This window comes from Streptomyces sp. NPDC088400, from assembly GCF_044753355.1.
Lineage (GTDB): Bacteria > Actinomycetota > Actinomycetes > Streptomycetales > Streptomycetaceae > Streptomyces.
In genome coordinates this window covers 154,951-169,231 of sequence record NZ_JBIVMZ010000001.1, presented here as the reverse complement: position 1 = coordinate 169,231, position 14,281 = coordinate 154,951, and the positions used below count along the sequence as shown (strand labels likewise).

The window sequence follows — 14,281 nt, the reverse complement described above, 5'->3', positions numbered from 1 at the left end:
GCCGTTCAGGAGCACTCCCGAAAGGCACGACCATGCGATTCACTTCCGAGCAGCGCCTCGACGACGGCGTCCTCGAACGCGAATTCACCCTCGGCGAGATCCCCGGCACCCTGTGGACGCCCGGATCCGCCGCACCGGCCCCACTGATCCTCATGGCCCACAACAACGGCCTGCCCAAGGGGGAATCCCGGCTGGTGGCCCGGGCCCGGCACTCCGCGGCGTACGGCTACGCGGTGGCCACCATCGACGCCACCGGGTGCGGTGACCGGCCCCGTTCGGCCGCCGACGAGCAGGCCCGCGCCCACCTCCGCCGGGCGATGCGGGCCGGCGAGCCGGTCGATGAGATCTTCGAGTCCTTCATCGGCCCGCTGGTCGAAAAGGCGGTCCCGGACTGGCGGACCACCCTGGACGCTCTCCTTGCGCTGCCCGAGATCGGCGGCCGGGTCGGGTACTCGGGGTGGACCGCCGTCGGCATTCGGCTGGCGGTGGTCGAGCCGCGCATCGCGGCCGCCGGCTTCTTCGCCGGGGGTTACGTGCCCCGCGCCCAACGCGAGGAGGCCCCGCAGGTCACTGTTCCGCTGCTGTTCCTGCTGCAGTGGGACGACGAAGGGAACCCCCGACAGCGGGCCCTGGACCTGTTCGACGCCTTCGGCACCGAGGAGAAGACGCTGCACGCCAACCTGGGCGGGCACACCGGCACCCCGTGGTTCGAGGTGGACGACGGGAACCGGTTCTTCGGCCGGCACCTGAAGTGAGGCCGGGCCGCCGGGCCGGCAGCAGCCGGTAGGCGGTGTCGGCCAGGATGCCGCCATCGAGGCAGGTCCCGGCCCTCCTCGATGGCGGTGGCCGGCATCGGACGGCGGCGACCTCCCCACCCAGGCCGACCGGTCAGCGTTGCCGGCTGTCAGCCGGCGGAGTCCATGAAGCTCAGCATCCGGAAAACTTCGGGTACCTGGGAACCCGAAGCCATTGGTAATAGTGAATACCTGTGAAGTGATTTCTGCTGTAAGGGATTTCCCGGTGCCGGTTACGTAATGAGCGCGTGACTCTCCGGAATTCCGCACACAGATGTTTCCAGTACATCGATCAAAAGGTCATCGCTATGCCAGAGTCCCCCACACCCCCCACGTCTTCTTCACCTTCCGTCGATTCGGCCGGCTCCGCCGATTCCTCCGCTCCGTCCTCCCACCGGGCCAAGTCCCGCGTCACGCGCCGCGGAGTGATCGGCGCCACGGGCGCGGTGGCCCTCGGCGCCGCCCTGACACCGGTGGTCTTCGCCGCCGGGGAGTCCGACGAGTCCCCCGACCCGGCGGCCGACTCGAACACCACCGAGAGCACGAAGGGCATGAGGACCGAGAAGTTCCCCAAGACCCGGTCGCACAAGGCCACCGGCACCGATCCGGTCAACGCGGCCTTCCCGGTCGGCTATGTGGCGGTCCGCTGGGCGGGAACCGCCCGTAACGGCGCCTCGGTCCGCGTGACGAAGGCCGACGGTTCGAACGGCGAGTGGCAGGCCGCGGGCGGCGGTTGCGCGCAGGTGAACGGCGGCGGCACCGCCCTCGTTCCGGCATCGGGCGCCGAGAAGTACGAGGTCAGAGAAGAGCGTGGCGCGTCGGACGTGACGTCGCTCGCGATCGACACGACGGCCGGTCCGCAGCGGAACGTGAAGGTGCCGAGCGAACCGACACGCGCACGCGGGGTGCGGTACCTGAGCCGGGCGGCCTGGGGCGCGGACGAGTCCCTGCGCTTCAAGGACGGCAAGGTCAACTCGCCCGAGGTCTACTACGACGCGCAGTGCCTGACCGTCCATCACACCGACACCCCGAACGACGACCCGGACCCCGCCGCCACCGTCCGGGCGATCTACGAGTACCACGCGATCACCAACGATTGGGGTGACATCGGCTACCACTTCCTGATCGACGAGGCAGGCGCGATCTACGAGGGCCGCTACTCCGGGGACGACGACCTCCCCGCCCACGACAAGGACGGCAAGCTCGTCACCGCCTTCCACACCGCCGGGTTCAACTCCGGCAACATCGGCATAGCCCTGATCGGCAACCTCGCGGCCCAGCGCCCGACGGACGCCGCCAAGGAGTCACTGACCAACCTGGTCACGATGCTCGCCCGCATACACGGCCTCAGCCCGCAGGCGAAGATGACCTTCACCAACCCGGTGAACGGCGTCACCAAGGACGTCGACACGGTCAGCGGCCACCGCGACTGGCTGGAGACCGACTGCCCCGGCGAGACGATGTACGAACTGCTCGGTGAGGTACGCAAGGGCACCCGCTAAGGGACGTTACGGTGTGTGGCCCCGCCGGGAGAGGCGCGGCCACACACCCCGACCGGCCCGCGTCAGAACCCCGACCGGGCGCCGACGACGAACCGCGCCCACGCGGCGGCGGGGACGACGAGGGCGGGACCGGCCTTGCGCTTGGAGTCGCGGATGCCTACCTGGCCGGTACGGGCGAGGTCAGCGACCTCGACACAGTTGGTGCCGTTCTCCTGGCTGTACGAGGACGTGAACCAGCCTGCCTCAGCGACCAGTTCAGACATGGCGCGATGATTCATGGGGTCAGACCTCTCGGGCTAGAGGTTGCAGGACCGTCACTGTCTCACTACCGCCTCAGAAACCCGACCGGGCACCCTCGACGAACTGCGCCCACGCGTCGGCAGGAACGACGAGCGCGGGGCCAGCCTTGCGCTTGGAGTCGCGGACGCCTACGCGGCCGGTACGGGCGAGGTCAGCGACCTCGACGCAGTTGGTGCCATTCTCCGAGCTGTACGAGGACGTGAACCATGTTGCCTCGGAGATGAGTTGAGACTTGCCGTGGTGAACCATGGGGTCAGACCTCTCGGGCTAGTCGTTGTAGGAACGCCACTGTCTCACCGGGGGCGAGAGCACCGGCTCGCAGGGCATCGAACCTGCGGGTGAAGGTCCAGATCGTTGTGTCCTTGTCGCCAAGGCCCGACCCGTCAGCCGCGTCGGATTGGACCACCGTGGGCATCGGGGCGACGAAGTCCAGCAGTGCGAAGTTGAAGCTACAGCGATAGGTCGAGATGTTCGCAGGCAGGATCTGGACCGTCACATTGTCCAGCTGCGAGAGCCTGATGATCTCCTCGTACAGCTCCCGCATGACGTCAGGTCCGCCAGCAACCCGCCGCAGCGTGGCCTCATCAAGGATGGCCCACAGTTCCAGCGGACACTGCTTGCGAGTCAGTACCTCCTTTCGCTGCATACGGATCTGAACATGACGCTCCACGAACTCGGTGGTTGTCTCTTCGACTGACTTCGCCATCAGGAACATCTCCCGGGCGTAGCGCTCGGTCTGCAACAACCCGTAGACGACATCCGGCTGCCAGGCGCGAACACTCCGAGCGCCGCTTTCCAGGCCGATGAACATGCTCATACCGGACGGCATGACACTGCGATAGACAGACCACCAACCCCGGTTCAGCGAATCACGATGGATCTCCACCAGGAAGTCCACGTCCCCCGCCTCCTCGACGCCGTAGCGATCGAGGAGGTCCTTCAAGTCCTGGACCTTCGGCAGACCGGTCAGGCCGTTCTCCGTGCGATGGAGCTTCGACGGCGAGAACGTCAACCCTTCGACCGCCTGAGCAAGGGTTAATCCGGCCTTGTCCCGCAACTGTTTGAGTTCCCAGCCCAGTTGCATACGCCGGACCGTGGGTCCCGTTGGTGCTGCCACGAGTGTGCCTCCGTGGAACTAGAGCCCGCCACACTGCGGTGCCTGTGATGAGTCTGGCAGCCAATGTCCCTCTTGTGGAGTCTGTAGCGCCTTCGATCACATATACCAATTCGCGCGAGATTCTCGCGCCAGCTTGCTCAGCGGTCACCGCGCACCCCAATCTGAACGAGTTACCGCGACGTCACAGACGGTAGCGGGCGCGGAAGTTGCCCTGTCAAGGGCGTGCGCCCAAAGACCAGAACCGCCGCTGGAGTCCCCATGCATCTCCACAACCCGGCCGACCCCGCCCGCAGCGCTCAACGGCGGTTGATAAAGAGCGTGTTGGAGGCCCACGGTGCACTCCCCTCCGCCACCGGCCGTCCTGCCTACACCCAAACCCTGCCCTGCGCACCCGAGTCGGCCCGCCGGGCCCGGCTCCTGGTGAGCATCGCCTGCGACACCTGGGGCCTGGCCGACCTCGCGGAGACCGGCGCGCTCGTCGTGTCGGAGCTGGTGAGCAACTCGGTTGCGCACAGCGGAAGTCGGCTGGTGCGTGTGACCGTCTCCCTGCCGGAGCAGGGCCGGGTACGGATCGCCGTCGTGGACAAGTCCCGCACGTGCCCCGTCCCTCGCCGGGCGACGGACGACGACGAGAACGGGCGGGGATTCGCCGTCATCGAGGCATTGGGAGACCGCTGGGGTACTGACCTCCTGCGCTGGGGCAAGAGCGTATGGGTCGAGCTGTGCGCGAAGAGCGAGGACGAACGGTGAGCGGCGGCCCCGCGGACCGGCCCCTGGACGGCCTGCCGCAACTGACCAGGCTGGAGCCCCGGCAACAGATGGCCATCGACTGCGTACGGTGCGCCCGCCGACTCGGTACGAACGGCCGGGTACTCGGCGAGGTGCGGTACCAGGGCTTCGTCTTCCAGCTGTGGGTCTGTGCACCCGAGTGCCCGCCGGGGGCCGGGACCACATGATGACCGGCCGCCGCCCCGTGGCACCCGAGGCCCGGCCCTTGCTCCGGCGCGGAACGCCAAGCCTCGTGGCCGTCTGGCTCCTGTCCGTACTCCTGCTCATCGACGCCTGCCGGTGCCGGGTGTGATCGCCTGAGGCTCGGACAGCCCCGGTACCAACTCGAACCGTCGGCCGGGACCAACCGTGTTCTCCGACTACGCGGGAGGCGCCACCAGGCCGTGGAAACGGCCCTCCAAATCCTCGATGCGCTCCGCACGACGGCTCATCAGATACATCGGGCCGTGAGTCTTCCGCATCTCATGAACCACGGTGAAACCCTGCCGCTCGTAGTACGCGACCAGACCTGGGAATCGGCAGCCACGCCGTACCCACGACACGCCCAGTCGGGCAGCGCGGTCAACTGCCCATAGAGCAAGGAGAGTTCCTGGCTTCCACGCCCGTACCGAAGGGTCCGTGATCGTGGTGTAGAGGTAGAGCGCCGAGTGCGCGAGTTCCTCTTCGGTCCACGCCATCGGGGGCGTCGACCTGGTCACCGTCGTGCAGCCGACAACCCGGCCATCCGCCTCCAGTACGTACATCGCCCCATCAGGGTTCTCGGTCTGTGCGCTTACCAGCTCCACGTCCTTGCGCCAGCTCGGCATCCCACGTTCCTCCAGCCAGGCCGACCGGGCGAGAACGATGCCCGTGACCGAGGCGGCGTCCGCTGAACCGGCCGGACGTATCGTGAACCGCACAGTGCCTCCTGGAGTACGAGTCCGGTCGCCCCACTCTTCCATCCGGAAGGTCGAGTGGCCGGGCCAACGCGGGACGGCCACTCCACTGAGACTGCGGGCCCCGGCCGCCGCCCCGTGGCACCCGAGGCCCGGCCCGTGCCCCGGCGCGGAACGCCAAGCCTCGTGGCCGTCTGGCTTCCTGTCCGTACTCCTGCTCATCGACGCCTGCCGACACCAGGGGTGATCGCTCCGGCGACTCGGGCCGAACAGTCCCGGGCGATGACCGGCACAGCGGCCACCGCCCGAGCCGGATCGGACCAGGCGCAGAGGAGAGAGCCCGGCAGGAGCAACCGGGCCCCGTGTTCGTCCTACGGGGTCCCCACTCCGGCCAGAAGCCTCGCCGTGCCTTCGGGCGCCTCCACCGGGAAGTGGTGGCTGCCCAGGTCGACGGGCGCGATGTCGAAGCGGTCCCCGTAGCGGTCGATCGCTTCCCGGGTCACCAGATCACGTATCGCGAACACGGCGATCGGCTGCTCTGTCGCGAGCAGCGCCGCGTCCATGTCCCAGCGCACCATCGGTGCGGCCGGAGAACAAGGCGCCGGCGCATGTACCGGAGAACGCCGGCAGCAGCTCCAGGCCATGCTGGAACGGGAACAGGCCCGGGGCAATGAGACCCCGGCCGTCGAACGCGTCGCGGACGCCCTGCTCGCCCCCCTCTACTACCGGGCCGTCTTCACCGACCAGGCCCTGACCCCCGAATGGACGCGCACCCTCGTGTCACACCTGCTGCCGGACTGACAGCACCCGCACCACCAGCCGCGATGTCGGCCGGAATCCGTACACGGTCCGCGCCATCGGGGTGTCGGCGCTCGGGCAGCCCGCGAGTGGCCGCGCAGGAAGGGCGCTCCGGAACACTTCGTGCCTACCGTGGAGCGACGAGCACGCGCCACCAGGAGATCCCCCGGACCCCCTCCACCACCCGCGCCCGGAGCCGCCCCATGATCGTGACCGACTGGCAAGCGCGCCACGGCCTCACCGCGGCGGACCATCAGGCGACGTTCGACCAGCTCACCGCTCGCGGCTACCGGCTGATGAAGATCTCCGGCTACGTCCTCGCCGGCGAGCCGCGGTACGCCAGTGTCTGGGGCGTCCAGGGCGGCAGCGCCTGGCAGGCCCGCCACGGCATCTCGGCCGCCGACTACCAGGCCGCGGTCACCTCGCTGGAGCGCGACGGATTCCGGCCGGTCGACGTGTCGGTGTTCCACTCGGGGGACGAGCCCCTGTTCAGTGCGGTCTGGGAGCGGGAGCGGAGCCTGGAATGGGTCGCCCGGCACGGGCTGACGGGGCCCGAGTACCAGTCCCTGTTCGACGACCTGTCGCACCAGGGTTTCCGGCTGCGCTGCGTCTCGCCGTACGCGGACGCGGGAGGCGAGCGGTTCGCCTGCGTCTGGGACCGCTACGCCGGACCGGCCTGGAACGCGCGGCACGGCATGTCGGCCGACGAGTACCAGCGGGAGTTCGACACCCAGCGTGAGCACGGCTTCCGGCTGATCCGCGTCGTCGGCTACCCGAGCGGCGGCGACATCCGCTACGCGGGCATCTGGGAGCAGTCCCCCGGACACCCGGGGGCGGCGGCACACGGCATCGCGCACAGCGACTTCCAGCACCATTTCGACACCAACACGGCGGCCGGCCTGCGGCTCGTCGACATCAGCGGCTCCCGCGCCGGCGGCTCGGCGACCTACACCACGGTCTGGGAATCCACCCCCGAGGCCGACCTCACCGGCGACGCCGCGAACGGGCTGATCGTGCCCTTCATGCAGAAGTGGGCCGTGCCCGGCTTCAGCTTCGCCCTCGCCCGGGGCGGCGCGATCCGGGCCGCCCGCGCCTTCGGCTACGCCAACCGCATCACCCGCGAGATCACCACACCGGACCACCGGTTCCGTATCGCGAGCGTCAGCAAGCCGATCACCTCCACCGCCGTCCACCTGCTGATCGACCAGGGCCGACTCGCCCTCACGGACGTGGTGTTCGGCCCGGGGGCCCTGCTCGGCACCACGTACGGGACCGTGCCGTACAGCGCGCGTGTGAAGGCCGTGACGCTGCGACACCTGCTCGAACACTCGGCGGGCGGCTGGACCAACGACAGCAACGACCCAATGTTCAAGCAGCTGGCGCTGAGTCAGAACGCCCTCATCACCTGGACCCTCGACAACCAGCCGCTCGGCGCCGCCCCGGGCACCACCTACGGCTACTCGAACTTCGGCTACTGCCTGCTGGGACGGATCATCGAGCGGGTCAGCGGACTGTCGTACGGAGATTTCGTCCGCCGCTTCGTACTGGCCCCGGCAGGCGCGAACCAGGCGATCCTGGCAGGCGCCACCGCCCCGGACCGGGCCGCCCGGGAGGCGATGTACGCCGGCCTCGATCTGGCCGAGCCGTACGGGTGCCGGGTCGACCGCATGGACGCCCACGGAGGCTGGGTCGCGACCCCGTCCGACGTACTGCGCTTCCTCTTCTCGGTCGACGGCCTGCCCTCACCCCCCGACCTGCTGCGACCGGCCACCCGCACGGACATGACGACCGCCTCGGCGGTCCGCCCGGTCACGGCGACGACACCGGGCTACGCCCGGGGCTGGAGCGTCAACAGCGCCGGCACGATCTGGCACGACGGCACCCTGCCCGGCACCCAGTCGATCCTGGTCCGCCCGTCCGACGGCCGCGGCTGGTTCGCCGTCTGCAACGCCGGACGTCCGGGCAGCAGCCTCGGCGGCGAGTTCGACGACCTGATGTGGAAGGTCCAACAGGCCGTCTGAGGAAGCGAAGACGGAAGAGGCGGAGAAACATGAACGGCCGGTACGACCCCGTTCAGGTGGTGCGGGCCGTCGTCGTGGTCAGGGGCGAGTTCGTGCCGTCGCGTGGGGTGGAGCTGACGGAGATCCCGGAGGAAAGGCTGCGGGTGGCACGTGCTCCGACGCGCCGTCATGAGTGCTCTCGCCGCATGTGTTCGTCGACGGTTGCGATGAGCTCTCGAAGCCTGTCACGGGTAGCCCAGGAGAGATGTTTCTTGAGCGCATCCGCGTCCGGGAAGAGCACGAGGGCCCGCTGCGCCTCGGTGGTGCAGGCGACCGCCCGCTCGTGACAGTACGGGTGTTCATCGGTCAGGAATGACTGAACGACGGCTGCGAAAGGGCCATCGGCCTCGTCCATGAGAATGGCATCGAAACCGAACAGGAAGGGAAATGTCTGCAAGAATTCCGACCCTCCCATGGGCAACTCCCGGTATTCGTGGACTCCTTGACGGTCAATAATGCGAACAAGGTCTGCCAGGGTCCGCAGATACTCCGGTATCCCCATGCCGTCGGCCGCACGCGTCACCTTCTCTCTGAATTCAGAGGGGAAGGAATCGAGCGCACCCAGTTGCGCAACAGAATCGGCCGCGAAGTCCAACAACCCTGCCGAGGTGTAGGCCGAGCAGTTCCAGTTCGCCACCCAGTCGCGGCGTACCAGGCGGATGTAGCGCTGGATCTCTTCGTCCAGGGACAGCTTTCCGCCCGATTCCTGGGCCGCGATGGCGAGTTCGAGAAGCCTCAGCACGGGGCCGTCCGAGAACAACGACGGGGGAAATGACTGCATGTGGCCTACCTCTCCCATGGGCCCTTTGCGGCATGGCCGCGATAGCCCGGCGACTGAATCTCGGCCGGTTCGGGTTGTAATGAGCGGCAGCTACTCAGCCGGACCTGAGCATCAACGCTCAAGAGTGCCGGAAGCACGCTTCGTACCATCGCCCACATGGAAGCGCCGGAGAGAAGCACGGACAGCGACAGCCGTGCCGGTACGTGCAGCCGGGAGTGCGAAGGGAATGCCGATCACGGTGGAAGTGAGGCCACCGGACGACAGTTGTCGCGAAGCCGCGTACTGGAAGCTCACACTGGGCTGACACCAATCGGAGCGACTGGGCCGGCAGAGCGTCTGCGATTCACGCCTTACGGCCGGTAGCGGATCTCCAGCATCACGCAGCCTCCGGTCGTCCGGTACGGGCCGTGTTCCATGCCCGGAGGCCGGGAGGCGAAGTCTCCGGCGCGGATGGTCTGATCCAGGGTCAGGTCGTGCAGGTCGCCTTCGAGCAAATAGACCTCCTCGACCCACTCGTGCCGGATCACGCCGGAGAGCGAGGTGTCGAGGCCGGGCTCCCAGCGCACCAGCCGGGTCAGCATGTCCGGATCGGCCTCGTCCCTGCTCAGAATCCTCTCGGCGGTCCCGGGCTGCGGCCCGGTGCTCCACTCCATGTCGTCCGGTGAAAAGAATTCCCGCTCGTTCTTCATGACAGTGACCTTCTCAGAACACATGCGGAAAGCATGGCGGCCGGAGCGGTCACTCCCAGAGCCCGGCCAGATGCGCGTGGAGGACGTCGTGTGCCTCTCGCGGGGTGAGGTGGCCGATGAGGACGTGCACGGTGAGGCCGTCCGCAAGGGCGAGGAGGGTGCGGGTCTCGCGCTGCGGATCGAGGGGCACGGCGCCGTCGGCGTCCTCACCGGCTTCCGAGATGAGGCGGGTGAACGCCTCTTGCAGGGCCGCGTAGTTCACCTTCAGCGTCCTTGCGAGCGCTTCGCTGACAGCGGCCTGCGCGACGAAGGCGAGCCACACCCTGGCCTCGGCGCGATGCTCTTCCCGGAGCAGTGAGATCTCGGTGGCCGCGTGGCCCAGGGCGGTGCCGGCCGACTGGGCCGGGCTCCTGACGAGGCGGGCCTGCACGCGCTCGCCGATCCGCTCGCCGATGTGCCCGAGAGCGAACACGAGCATCTCTTCCTTGGTACGGAAGCACCGCTGAACCGCGCCCATCGACACCTGCGCACGGGCGGCGACATCGCGAAGAGTCACGCCCTCCAGCCCACGCTCGTCGGCGAGTTGGCAGACAGCCTCGGCGATGAGGCGGCGTCGGCCCACATGATCCACCTGCCTGGGCATGCCCGGTTACCTCCTCAACACACAGCACTCCGCTTCGCACCGCACTTTATGCGATGCGCTCGCATCGGTTCCAGGCTACGGTTCCGATGCGAGCGCATTGGTACGTGGATGGGGAGGAGAACGCCATGCAGGATGCCCTGTGGAAGATGCTGGCCACCGCACAGGCGGAGGCTGTGCGCGGAGCGGACGTCTCGGCCGTCGAACTGGTCGACAGTCACCTGGATCGCATAGCCGAGATCAACCCACGGGTGAACGCGGTCACGCAGCTCCTGGCGGAGCGCGCACGTGAGGCCGCGGCAGAGACAGATCGTCGGCGGGCCGCAGGTGAGGCGCTGGGGCCCCTCGCGGGCGTGCCTTTCACGGTGAAGGAGAGCACCGCCGTCGAAGGCGTGCCGACCACGTTCGGCACGGAGCGCTTCCGCGATCTGGTGGCGTCGGCCGACGCACCACCGGTGGCCCGGCTGCGCGCGGCCGGGGCCATTCCCATCGGGCACAGCAACATCCCCACCCTGATCCTGGCGGGGATGCACACGCGCAGCGAGCTGTTCGGCGACACGGTCAATCCGTGGGACAGCGGCCGGACCCCGGGCGGCTCCAGCGGAGGCGACGCGGTGGCCGTCGCCACGGGCATGGCAGCGCTCGGGCTCGGCAACGACTCCGGTGGATCGATACGTATACCGGCCCAGTTCTGCGGCGTGGCCGGGCTGAAGCCCTCCACGGGCCGGTTCCCCGCCGACCACCGCGTTCTCGGCCCGGACGACCCCGGCCCGGCGTCCCAGTTCCTGGTCACCGACGGCCCACTGGCCCGGAGCGTGGGCGACCTGCGGCTCGCTTACGAAGTGCTGGCCGGGACCGATCCACGAGACCCACGCGCCGTGCCGGTGCCCGCCTACGGCGAACCGCTCCCCGGACGCGTGAAGGTCGCGGTGGTGACGGACCCTGGCGGGCACGGCGTACACCCCACGGTTCGCGGAGCCGTCGCGGCCGCGGCCGACGCGCTCCGCGACGCCGGATACGACGTGCGCGAGGAGCGGGACGTACCGCGGCTGGACGAGACCCTCGATGCGTACGGCCGGATCACCGTGACCGAGTTCGCCCCAACCTGGCCGCTGGTGCGCAAGCTGCTCGGCAAGGGCGGGGACCGCTATATCGAGATGACGATGGAGCAGACCCCGCCCGCGAGCGCGGGCGAGTTCATGAAGCTGATGGGCACGTGGATGAGCATCCGCCGCTCATGGGCCGAATTCCTCGACGCATACCCGCTGTTGCTCGGCCCGGTCTTCACCGAGCCACCGGTCGAGCCGGGGCTGGAGTCGCGTGACAGGACAGGCCGGGACCGGGTCGGGTCGGGAATGCGGCTGTGCACCGCGACAAGCTTCGCCGGTGTGCCCGGTGTGGCCGTACCGACCGGGGTGGCCGACGGGCTCCCTTGCGGAGTGCAGATCATCGGGCGTGCCTTCCGGGAGGATCTGTGCCTGGACGCGGCCCAGGCGATCGAGGACCGGCTCGGAGTTCTCACTCCGGTCGACCCGCGCATGGGCCCGGCTGATTGAGTACCTGACGCTGTCGGGGATCTCGAAACTCGGCGTGGCCGATCATGGTGGGCGAGTCATGTGAGCGATGCGTTTCGATACTCGCTGCGGGCCGCCATCGAGAGCACCATCAGCGAGTTGGTCAACGGCCACGGCATGCGGCAGTGCCGCTACCGAAGCCAGAAGAAGGCGCATGTCCAGCATGTTCTGACCGCGATCGCGGTCAATCTCGAACGGATCGACGTCCATCTCCCGCCGGCGCCAGCTCGCCAACCCAGGACTCCGACGGCCCTTCCAAGATCCCCGACAGCGTCGGGTACTGACCACGCCCTGAACAAGAGGCCCCGCCGACCGGTCAACGTCGGCGGGGCCCCTTGTCGTTGGTGGATGAGCCGCAGACCCAGGCTTAGCCTGACGTGATTGGGTCAGGTCCGGGGAGTCGCTGATCCATTTGGCCACCGGGGCGTAACGGTCGTATGCGCCACCTGACGTCGGACTCCCCGGGGCGAACCCCGAGCGCGGCGGGGAGTCCGGTCGGATCAGAGGTGCTCGATGGTCACGCTCTCCACGTTGCCCCAGCTGCAGTACGCGTTGGTCCGGGTCCGGCCAGTCACGATACTGCTCGTCCCGGACCCTCCCAGCGTGCAGTAGACGCGGACGCGCCACTTGTAGGTCCCTGCGGTGGTGCACTGCCCCCACCCGTTGGTGAGGTTCTTGCCCGTGTTGCAATTGGGCGCCAGAGCAGAAGAGGCTCCGTCGTGGGGGGCGGCCTGCGCGGGCGCCGACACACCGCCCAGCGCCAATGCCGCTCCGATTCCCAGTCCTGCCACAGCCGCACGGAAACGCATAGGTGCTCCTTCGGTTCGTTGGGACAAGGGCCGCCGTGGGCGACGACACGCCAGCGGGGTGTCGTCTGCTTGTCCGGATTGCCTCCCGGGCAGAGCTGCCGCAGTAAATGCCGGATCTTCCCGAGCGGTCCGGTCGAGTTCCGGGCGCCCGCTTGGCCTTGACTTGATCGCCGTCCCGAAGGCTTCGGGATCGACCGGCTTCAGCCGAGTTCGAGACTGTCCGAGCCACTCATGCGCCACAAGAAAGATTGCTGTTCGGGTGCATTCGGAACTGTGCTCAATGAGTTCCGAACGCACCCGAACCTGCCCGGATTGGATCGCGTTCCGCCTCTGTCGTGCGGCCATACTGAGGTCATGAGGGATACGGGGAGTCACTTAGCCGGGTCACCGGCACAAGCGCCGAAGCCAGCGCTGGTCGGCACGCCTACCGAGTTCACCGCAGCGCTGCGCGCGTTACGGTCCTGGTCCGGACTGACCTATCGGCAGCTCGAGGCCAAGGCCACCGCGCACACTGACACCCTGCCGGCCAGCACGATCGCGACCACGCTCGGCCGCACCACATTGCCGCGAGAACGGTTCGTCGTCGCTTTCACCCGCGCATGCGGCCTTGCTGAGGAGGACGTACGGCAGTGGCTGGAGGCGCGCCGTCGCATCGCCGTCGGCGAACCCGCACCAACCGTCGACGAACCCGAACCGACCGGCGACGATGGCGATGGTCCGGATTCCGGTGCATCTGTACCCTCGCGCCGCCCACTATGGCGCCGAGCAGTCGGCCTGGCCCTCGCCGCGACCACCGGAGCCGCTGGCGCCCTGGCCATCGGCGGTCTGCTCGACACCTCCAAGTCACCAACACCACCGGGCGCGATGCCAGTAGCCGGGCTGCGCATACTGGCCGTCGGCAGTTGGGCTCTCATCCACCCCGCTCGGACCCCGGGTTCGTGTCTCACCGAAGGCAGAGATCGCACAGGCCAATACGAGACCGCGGTCGCCGCCCAGCGCCTTTGCAGTAAGGCCGTCCTGCCGCACGTGTTCCTCGAACCAGTCGGCGCGGACATCGTGCAGATCCAATGGCATCACCCGAAGTACAGCATCGGCTGCCTGACAGTCCTGTTGAACGGTGCGGGCCGCGACCTGCTCGAACCCCGCGAAGACTGCGCCGACGACAACCGGGCCCAACAGTTCCGCATCGAGCCCCTCGGCCCACAGGCCCCGACTCACTTCCGGATCCGCCCTGTCATCACCGACCAGTGCCTGAGTCTGCGCGGCCAAGACGTCAAGGAAGGGACGGAAGTCGTCCAAGGCCGATGCTCCGGCGCCGCCGACCAGGACTTTCTGATCGAACTGATACCGCCCCCACAAGCCCCCGCCGCATCTCTTCCCAACGGCCGCCACGATGCTGCCGCCAGCAAACGGTCCGAAGTCCGGCCGACCGCATGACACGTGGTCGCGTCGGCGGATGACGCGCGGGTCGACCTGATCGATGTGGGGGGGGCAGCCCCAGTGGCAGGGATTGCAAACAGATTCTGGGCCCCAGGGGCACGCACGCCCCGGGA

Annotated in this window: 18 protein-coding genes; 9 read left to right on the top strand and 9 right to left on the bottom strand. The window is 68.3% G+C overall.

Annotated features, from left to right (window positions below; genetic code table 11):
- Nucleotides 1-32 precede the first annotated feature (32 nt).
- A complete protein-coding gene (locus ACIQD6_RS00870; protein WP_401876742.1) occupies nucleotides 33-755 on the top strand; it encodes a dienelactone hydrolase family protein in 723 nt (240 codons plus the stop codon).
- A 347-nt stretch (nucleotides 756-1,102) separates the two neighbouring features.
- Nucleotides 1,103-2,296: a peptidoglycan recognition family protein gene (locus ACIQD6_RS00865; protein WP_401876741.1), complete on the top strand. Its 1,194-nt coding sequence runs from the start codon at nucleotides 1,103-1,105 to the stop codon at nucleotides 2,294-2,296.
- A 62-nt stretch (nucleotides 2,297-2,358) separates the two neighbouring features.
- On the opposite strand, the gene ACIQD6_RS00860 is transcribed toward ACIQD6_RS00865, so the two are convergent.
- The 3 genes from ACIQD6_RS00860 to ACIQD6_RS00850 form a co-directional block, all read right to left on the bottom strand.
- Nucleotides 2,359-2,559 carry a DUF397 domain-containing protein gene (locus ACIQD6_RS00860; RefSeq protein ID WP_401876739.1) on the bottom strand — a complete coding sequence of 67 codons (201 nt, stop codon included), beginning with the start codon at nucleotides 2,557-2,559 and terminating at the stop codon, nucleotides 2,359-2,361.
- Between the two features lie 70 nt (nucleotides 2,560-2,629).
- Nucleotides 2,630-2,845 (bottom strand): DUF397 domain-containing protein, encoded by a 216-nt coding sequence (locus ACIQD6_RS00855; RefSeq protein ID WP_401876738.1) that lies wholly within the window; start codon nucleotides 2,843-2,845, stop codon nucleotides 2,630-2,632.
- 4 nt (nucleotides 2,846-2,849) lie between these two features.
- Nucleotides 2,850-3,680: a helix-turn-helix domain-containing protein gene (locus ACIQD6_RS00850; protein ID WP_401876737.1), complete on the bottom strand. Its 831-nt coding sequence runs from the start codon at nucleotides 3,678-3,680 to the stop codon at nucleotides 2,850-2,852.
- A 291-nt stretch (nucleotides 3,681-3,971) separates the two neighbouring features.
- Between ACIQD6_RS00850 and ACIQD6_RS00845 the strand changes: the two genes are divergently transcribed.
- Nucleotides 3,972-4,463, top strand: a complete 492-nt coding sequence (locus ACIQD6_RS00845) for an ATP-binding protein (RefSeq protein WP_401876735.1) — start codon at nucleotides 3,972-3,974, stop codon at nucleotides 4,461-4,463.
- Complete coding sequence (locus tag ACIQD6_RS00840) at nucleotides 4,460-4,669, top strand: hypothetical protein (RefSeq protein WP_401876733.1); 210 nt, start codon at nucleotides 4,460-4,462, stop codon at nucleotides 4,667-4,669. Before ACIQD6_RS00845 ends, ACIQD6_RS00840 begins: the two co-directional genes overlap by 4 nt.
- Before the next feature lie 192 nt (nucleotides 4,670-4,861).
- On the opposite strand, the gene ACIQD6_RS00835 is transcribed toward ACIQD6_RS00840, so the two are convergent.
- Nucleotides 4,862-5,401, bottom strand: coding sequence for a GNAT family N-acetyltransferase (locus ACIQD6_RS00835; protein ID WP_401876732.1), 540 nt, complete (start codon nucleotides 5,399-5,401; stop codon nucleotides 4,862-4,864).
- A gap of 347 nt (nucleotides 5,402-5,748) precedes the next feature.
- On the bottom strand, nucleotides 5,749-5,940 hold the full coding sequence (locus ACIQD6_RS00830; RefSeq protein ID WP_401876731.1) for a hypothetical protein: 192 nt from the start codon (nucleotides 5,938-5,940) through the stop codon (nucleotides 5,749-5,751).
- Here ACIQD6_RS00830 and ACIQD6_RS00825 point away from each other — a divergent pair.
- On the top strand, nucleotides 5,939-6,178 hold the full coding sequence (locus ACIQD6_RS00825) for a TetR-like C-terminal domain-containing protein (RefSeq protein WP_401876729.1): 240 nt from the start codon (nucleotides 5,939-5,941) through the stop codon (nucleotides 6,176-6,178). The two genes, ACIQD6_RS00830 and ACIQD6_RS00825, sit on opposite strands and share 2 nt — an antisense overlap.
- Before the next feature lie 200 nt (nucleotides 6,179-6,378).
- Nucleotides 6,379-8,196, top strand: a complete 1,818-nt coding sequence (locus ACIQD6_RS00820; RefSeq protein WP_401876727.1) for a serine hydrolase — start codon at nucleotides 6,379-6,381, stop codon at nucleotides 8,194-8,196.
- Nucleotides 8,197-8,362: 166 nt separating this feature from the next.
- Here ACIQD6_RS00820 and ACIQD6_RS00815 read toward each other — a convergent pair whose 3' ends face one another.
- The 3 genes from ACIQD6_RS00815 to ACIQD6_RS00805 form a co-directional block, all read right to left on the bottom strand.
- Complete coding sequence (locus ACIQD6_RS00815) at nucleotides 8,363-9,016, bottom strand: hypothetical protein (protein ID WP_401876726.1); 654 nt, start codon at nucleotides 9,014-9,016, stop codon at nucleotides 8,363-8,365.
- Between the two features lie 350 nt (nucleotides 9,017-9,366).
- Nucleotides 9,367-9,705, bottom strand: a complete 339-nt coding sequence (locus tag ACIQD6_RS00810) for a cupin domain-containing protein (protein ID WP_401876725.1) — start codon at nucleotides 9,703-9,705, stop codon at nucleotides 9,367-9,369.
- A gap of 49 nt (nucleotides 9,706-9,754) precedes the next feature.
- Entirely contained in the window at nucleotides 9,755-10,348 is a 594-nt protein-coding gene (locus ACIQD6_RS00805) for a TetR/AcrR family transcriptional regulator (RefSeq protein ID WP_401876724.1), read from the bottom strand.
- A gap of 125 nt (nucleotides 10,349-10,473) precedes the next feature.
- On the opposite strand from ACIQD6_RS00805, the gene ACIQD6_RS00800 reads away from it, so the two are divergent.
- Nucleotides 10,474-11,901 carry an amidase gene (locus ACIQD6_RS00800; protein WP_401876722.1) on the top strand — a complete coding sequence of 476 codons (1,428 nt, stop codon included), beginning with the start codon at nucleotides 10,474-10,476 and terminating at the stop codon, nucleotides 11,899-11,901.
- Nucleotides 11,902-11,961: 60 nt separating this feature from the next.
- Complete coding sequence (locus ACIQD6_RS00795; RefSeq protein ID WP_401876721.1) at nucleotides 11,962-12,300, top strand: transposase; 339 nt, start codon at nucleotides 11,962-11,964, stop codon at nucleotides 12,298-12,300.
- Nucleotides 12,301-12,419: 119 nt separating this feature from the next.
- Here the strand turns inward: ACIQD6_RS00795 and ACIQD6_RS00790 are convergent, their stop codons facing one another.
- The gene (locus ACIQD6_RS00790) at nucleotides 12,420-12,710 is read right to left on the bottom strand and encodes a hypothetical protein (protein WP_401876720.1); all 291 of its coding nucleotides are present in this window, start codon (nucleotides 12,708-12,710) and stop codon (nucleotides 12,420-12,422) included.
- Nucleotides 12,711-13,082: 372 nt separating this feature from the next.
- Here ACIQD6_RS00790 and ACIQD6_RS00785 point away from each other — a divergent pair, with 372 nt between their 5' ends.
- A complete protein-coding gene (locus ACIQD6_RS00785; protein ID WP_401876718.1) occupies nucleotides 13,083-14,165 on the top strand; it encodes a helix-turn-helix domain-containing protein in 1,083 nt (360 codons plus the stop codon).
- Nucleotides 14,166-14,281 lie beyond the last annotated feature (116 nt).

Coding starts and splice junctions, on each gene's coding strand:
- ACIQD6_RS00870 (WP_401876742.1), top strand. CDS start 33: ATGCGATTCACTTCCGAGCAGCGCCTCGACGACGGCGTCCTCGAACGC.
- ACIQD6_RS00865 (WP_401876741.1), top strand. CDS start 1,103: ATGCCAGAGTCCCCCACACCCCCCACGTCTTCTTCACCTTCCGTCGAT.
- ACIQD6_RS00860 (WP_401876739.1), bottom strand. CDS start 2,559: ATGTCTGAACTGGTCGCTGAGGCAGGCTGGTTCACGTCCTCGTACAGC.
- ACIQD6_RS00855 (WP_401876738.1), bottom strand. CDS start 2,845: ATGGTTCACCACGGCAAGTCTCAACTCATCTCCGAGGCAACATGGTTC.
- ACIQD6_RS00850 (WP_401876737.1), bottom strand. CDS start 3,680: ATGCAACTGGGCTGGGAACTCAAACAGTTGCGGGACAAGGCCGGATTA.
- ACIQD6_RS00845 (WP_401876735.1), top strand. CDS start 3,972: ATGCATCTCCACAACCCGGCCGACCCCGCCCGCAGCGCTCAACGGCGG.
- ACIQD6_RS00825 (WP_401876729.1), top strand. CDS start 5,939: ATGTCCCAGCGCACCATCGGTGCGGCCGGAGAACAAGGCGCCGGCGCA.
- ACIQD6_RS00830 (WP_401876731.1), bottom strand. CDS start 5,940: ATGGACGCGGCGCTGCTCGCGACAGAGCAGCCGATCGCCGTGTTCGCG.
- ACIQD6_RS00820 (WP_401876727.1), top strand. CDS start 6,379: ATGATCGTGACCGACTGGCAAGCGCGCCACGGCCTCACCGCGGCGGAC.
- ACIQD6_RS00815 (WP_401876726.1), bottom strand. CDS start 9,016: ATGCAGTCATTTCCCCCGTCGTTGTTCTCGGACGGCCCCGTGCTGAGG.
- ACIQD6_RS00810 (WP_401876725.1), bottom strand. CDS start 9,705: ATGAAGAACGAGCGGGAATTCTTTTCACCGGACGACATGGAGTGGAGC.
- ACIQD6_RS00805 (WP_401876724.1), bottom strand. CDS start 10,348: ATGCCCAGGCAGGTGGATCATGTGGGCCGACGCCGCCTCATCGCCGAG.
- ACIQD6_RS00800 (WP_401876722.1), top strand. CDS start 10,474: ATGCAGGATGCCCTGTGGAAGATGCTGGCCACCGCACAGGCGGAGGCT.
- ACIQD6_RS00785 (WP_401876718.1), top strand. CDS start 13,083: ATGAGGGATACGGGGAGTCACTTAGCCGGGTCACCGGCACAAGCGCCG.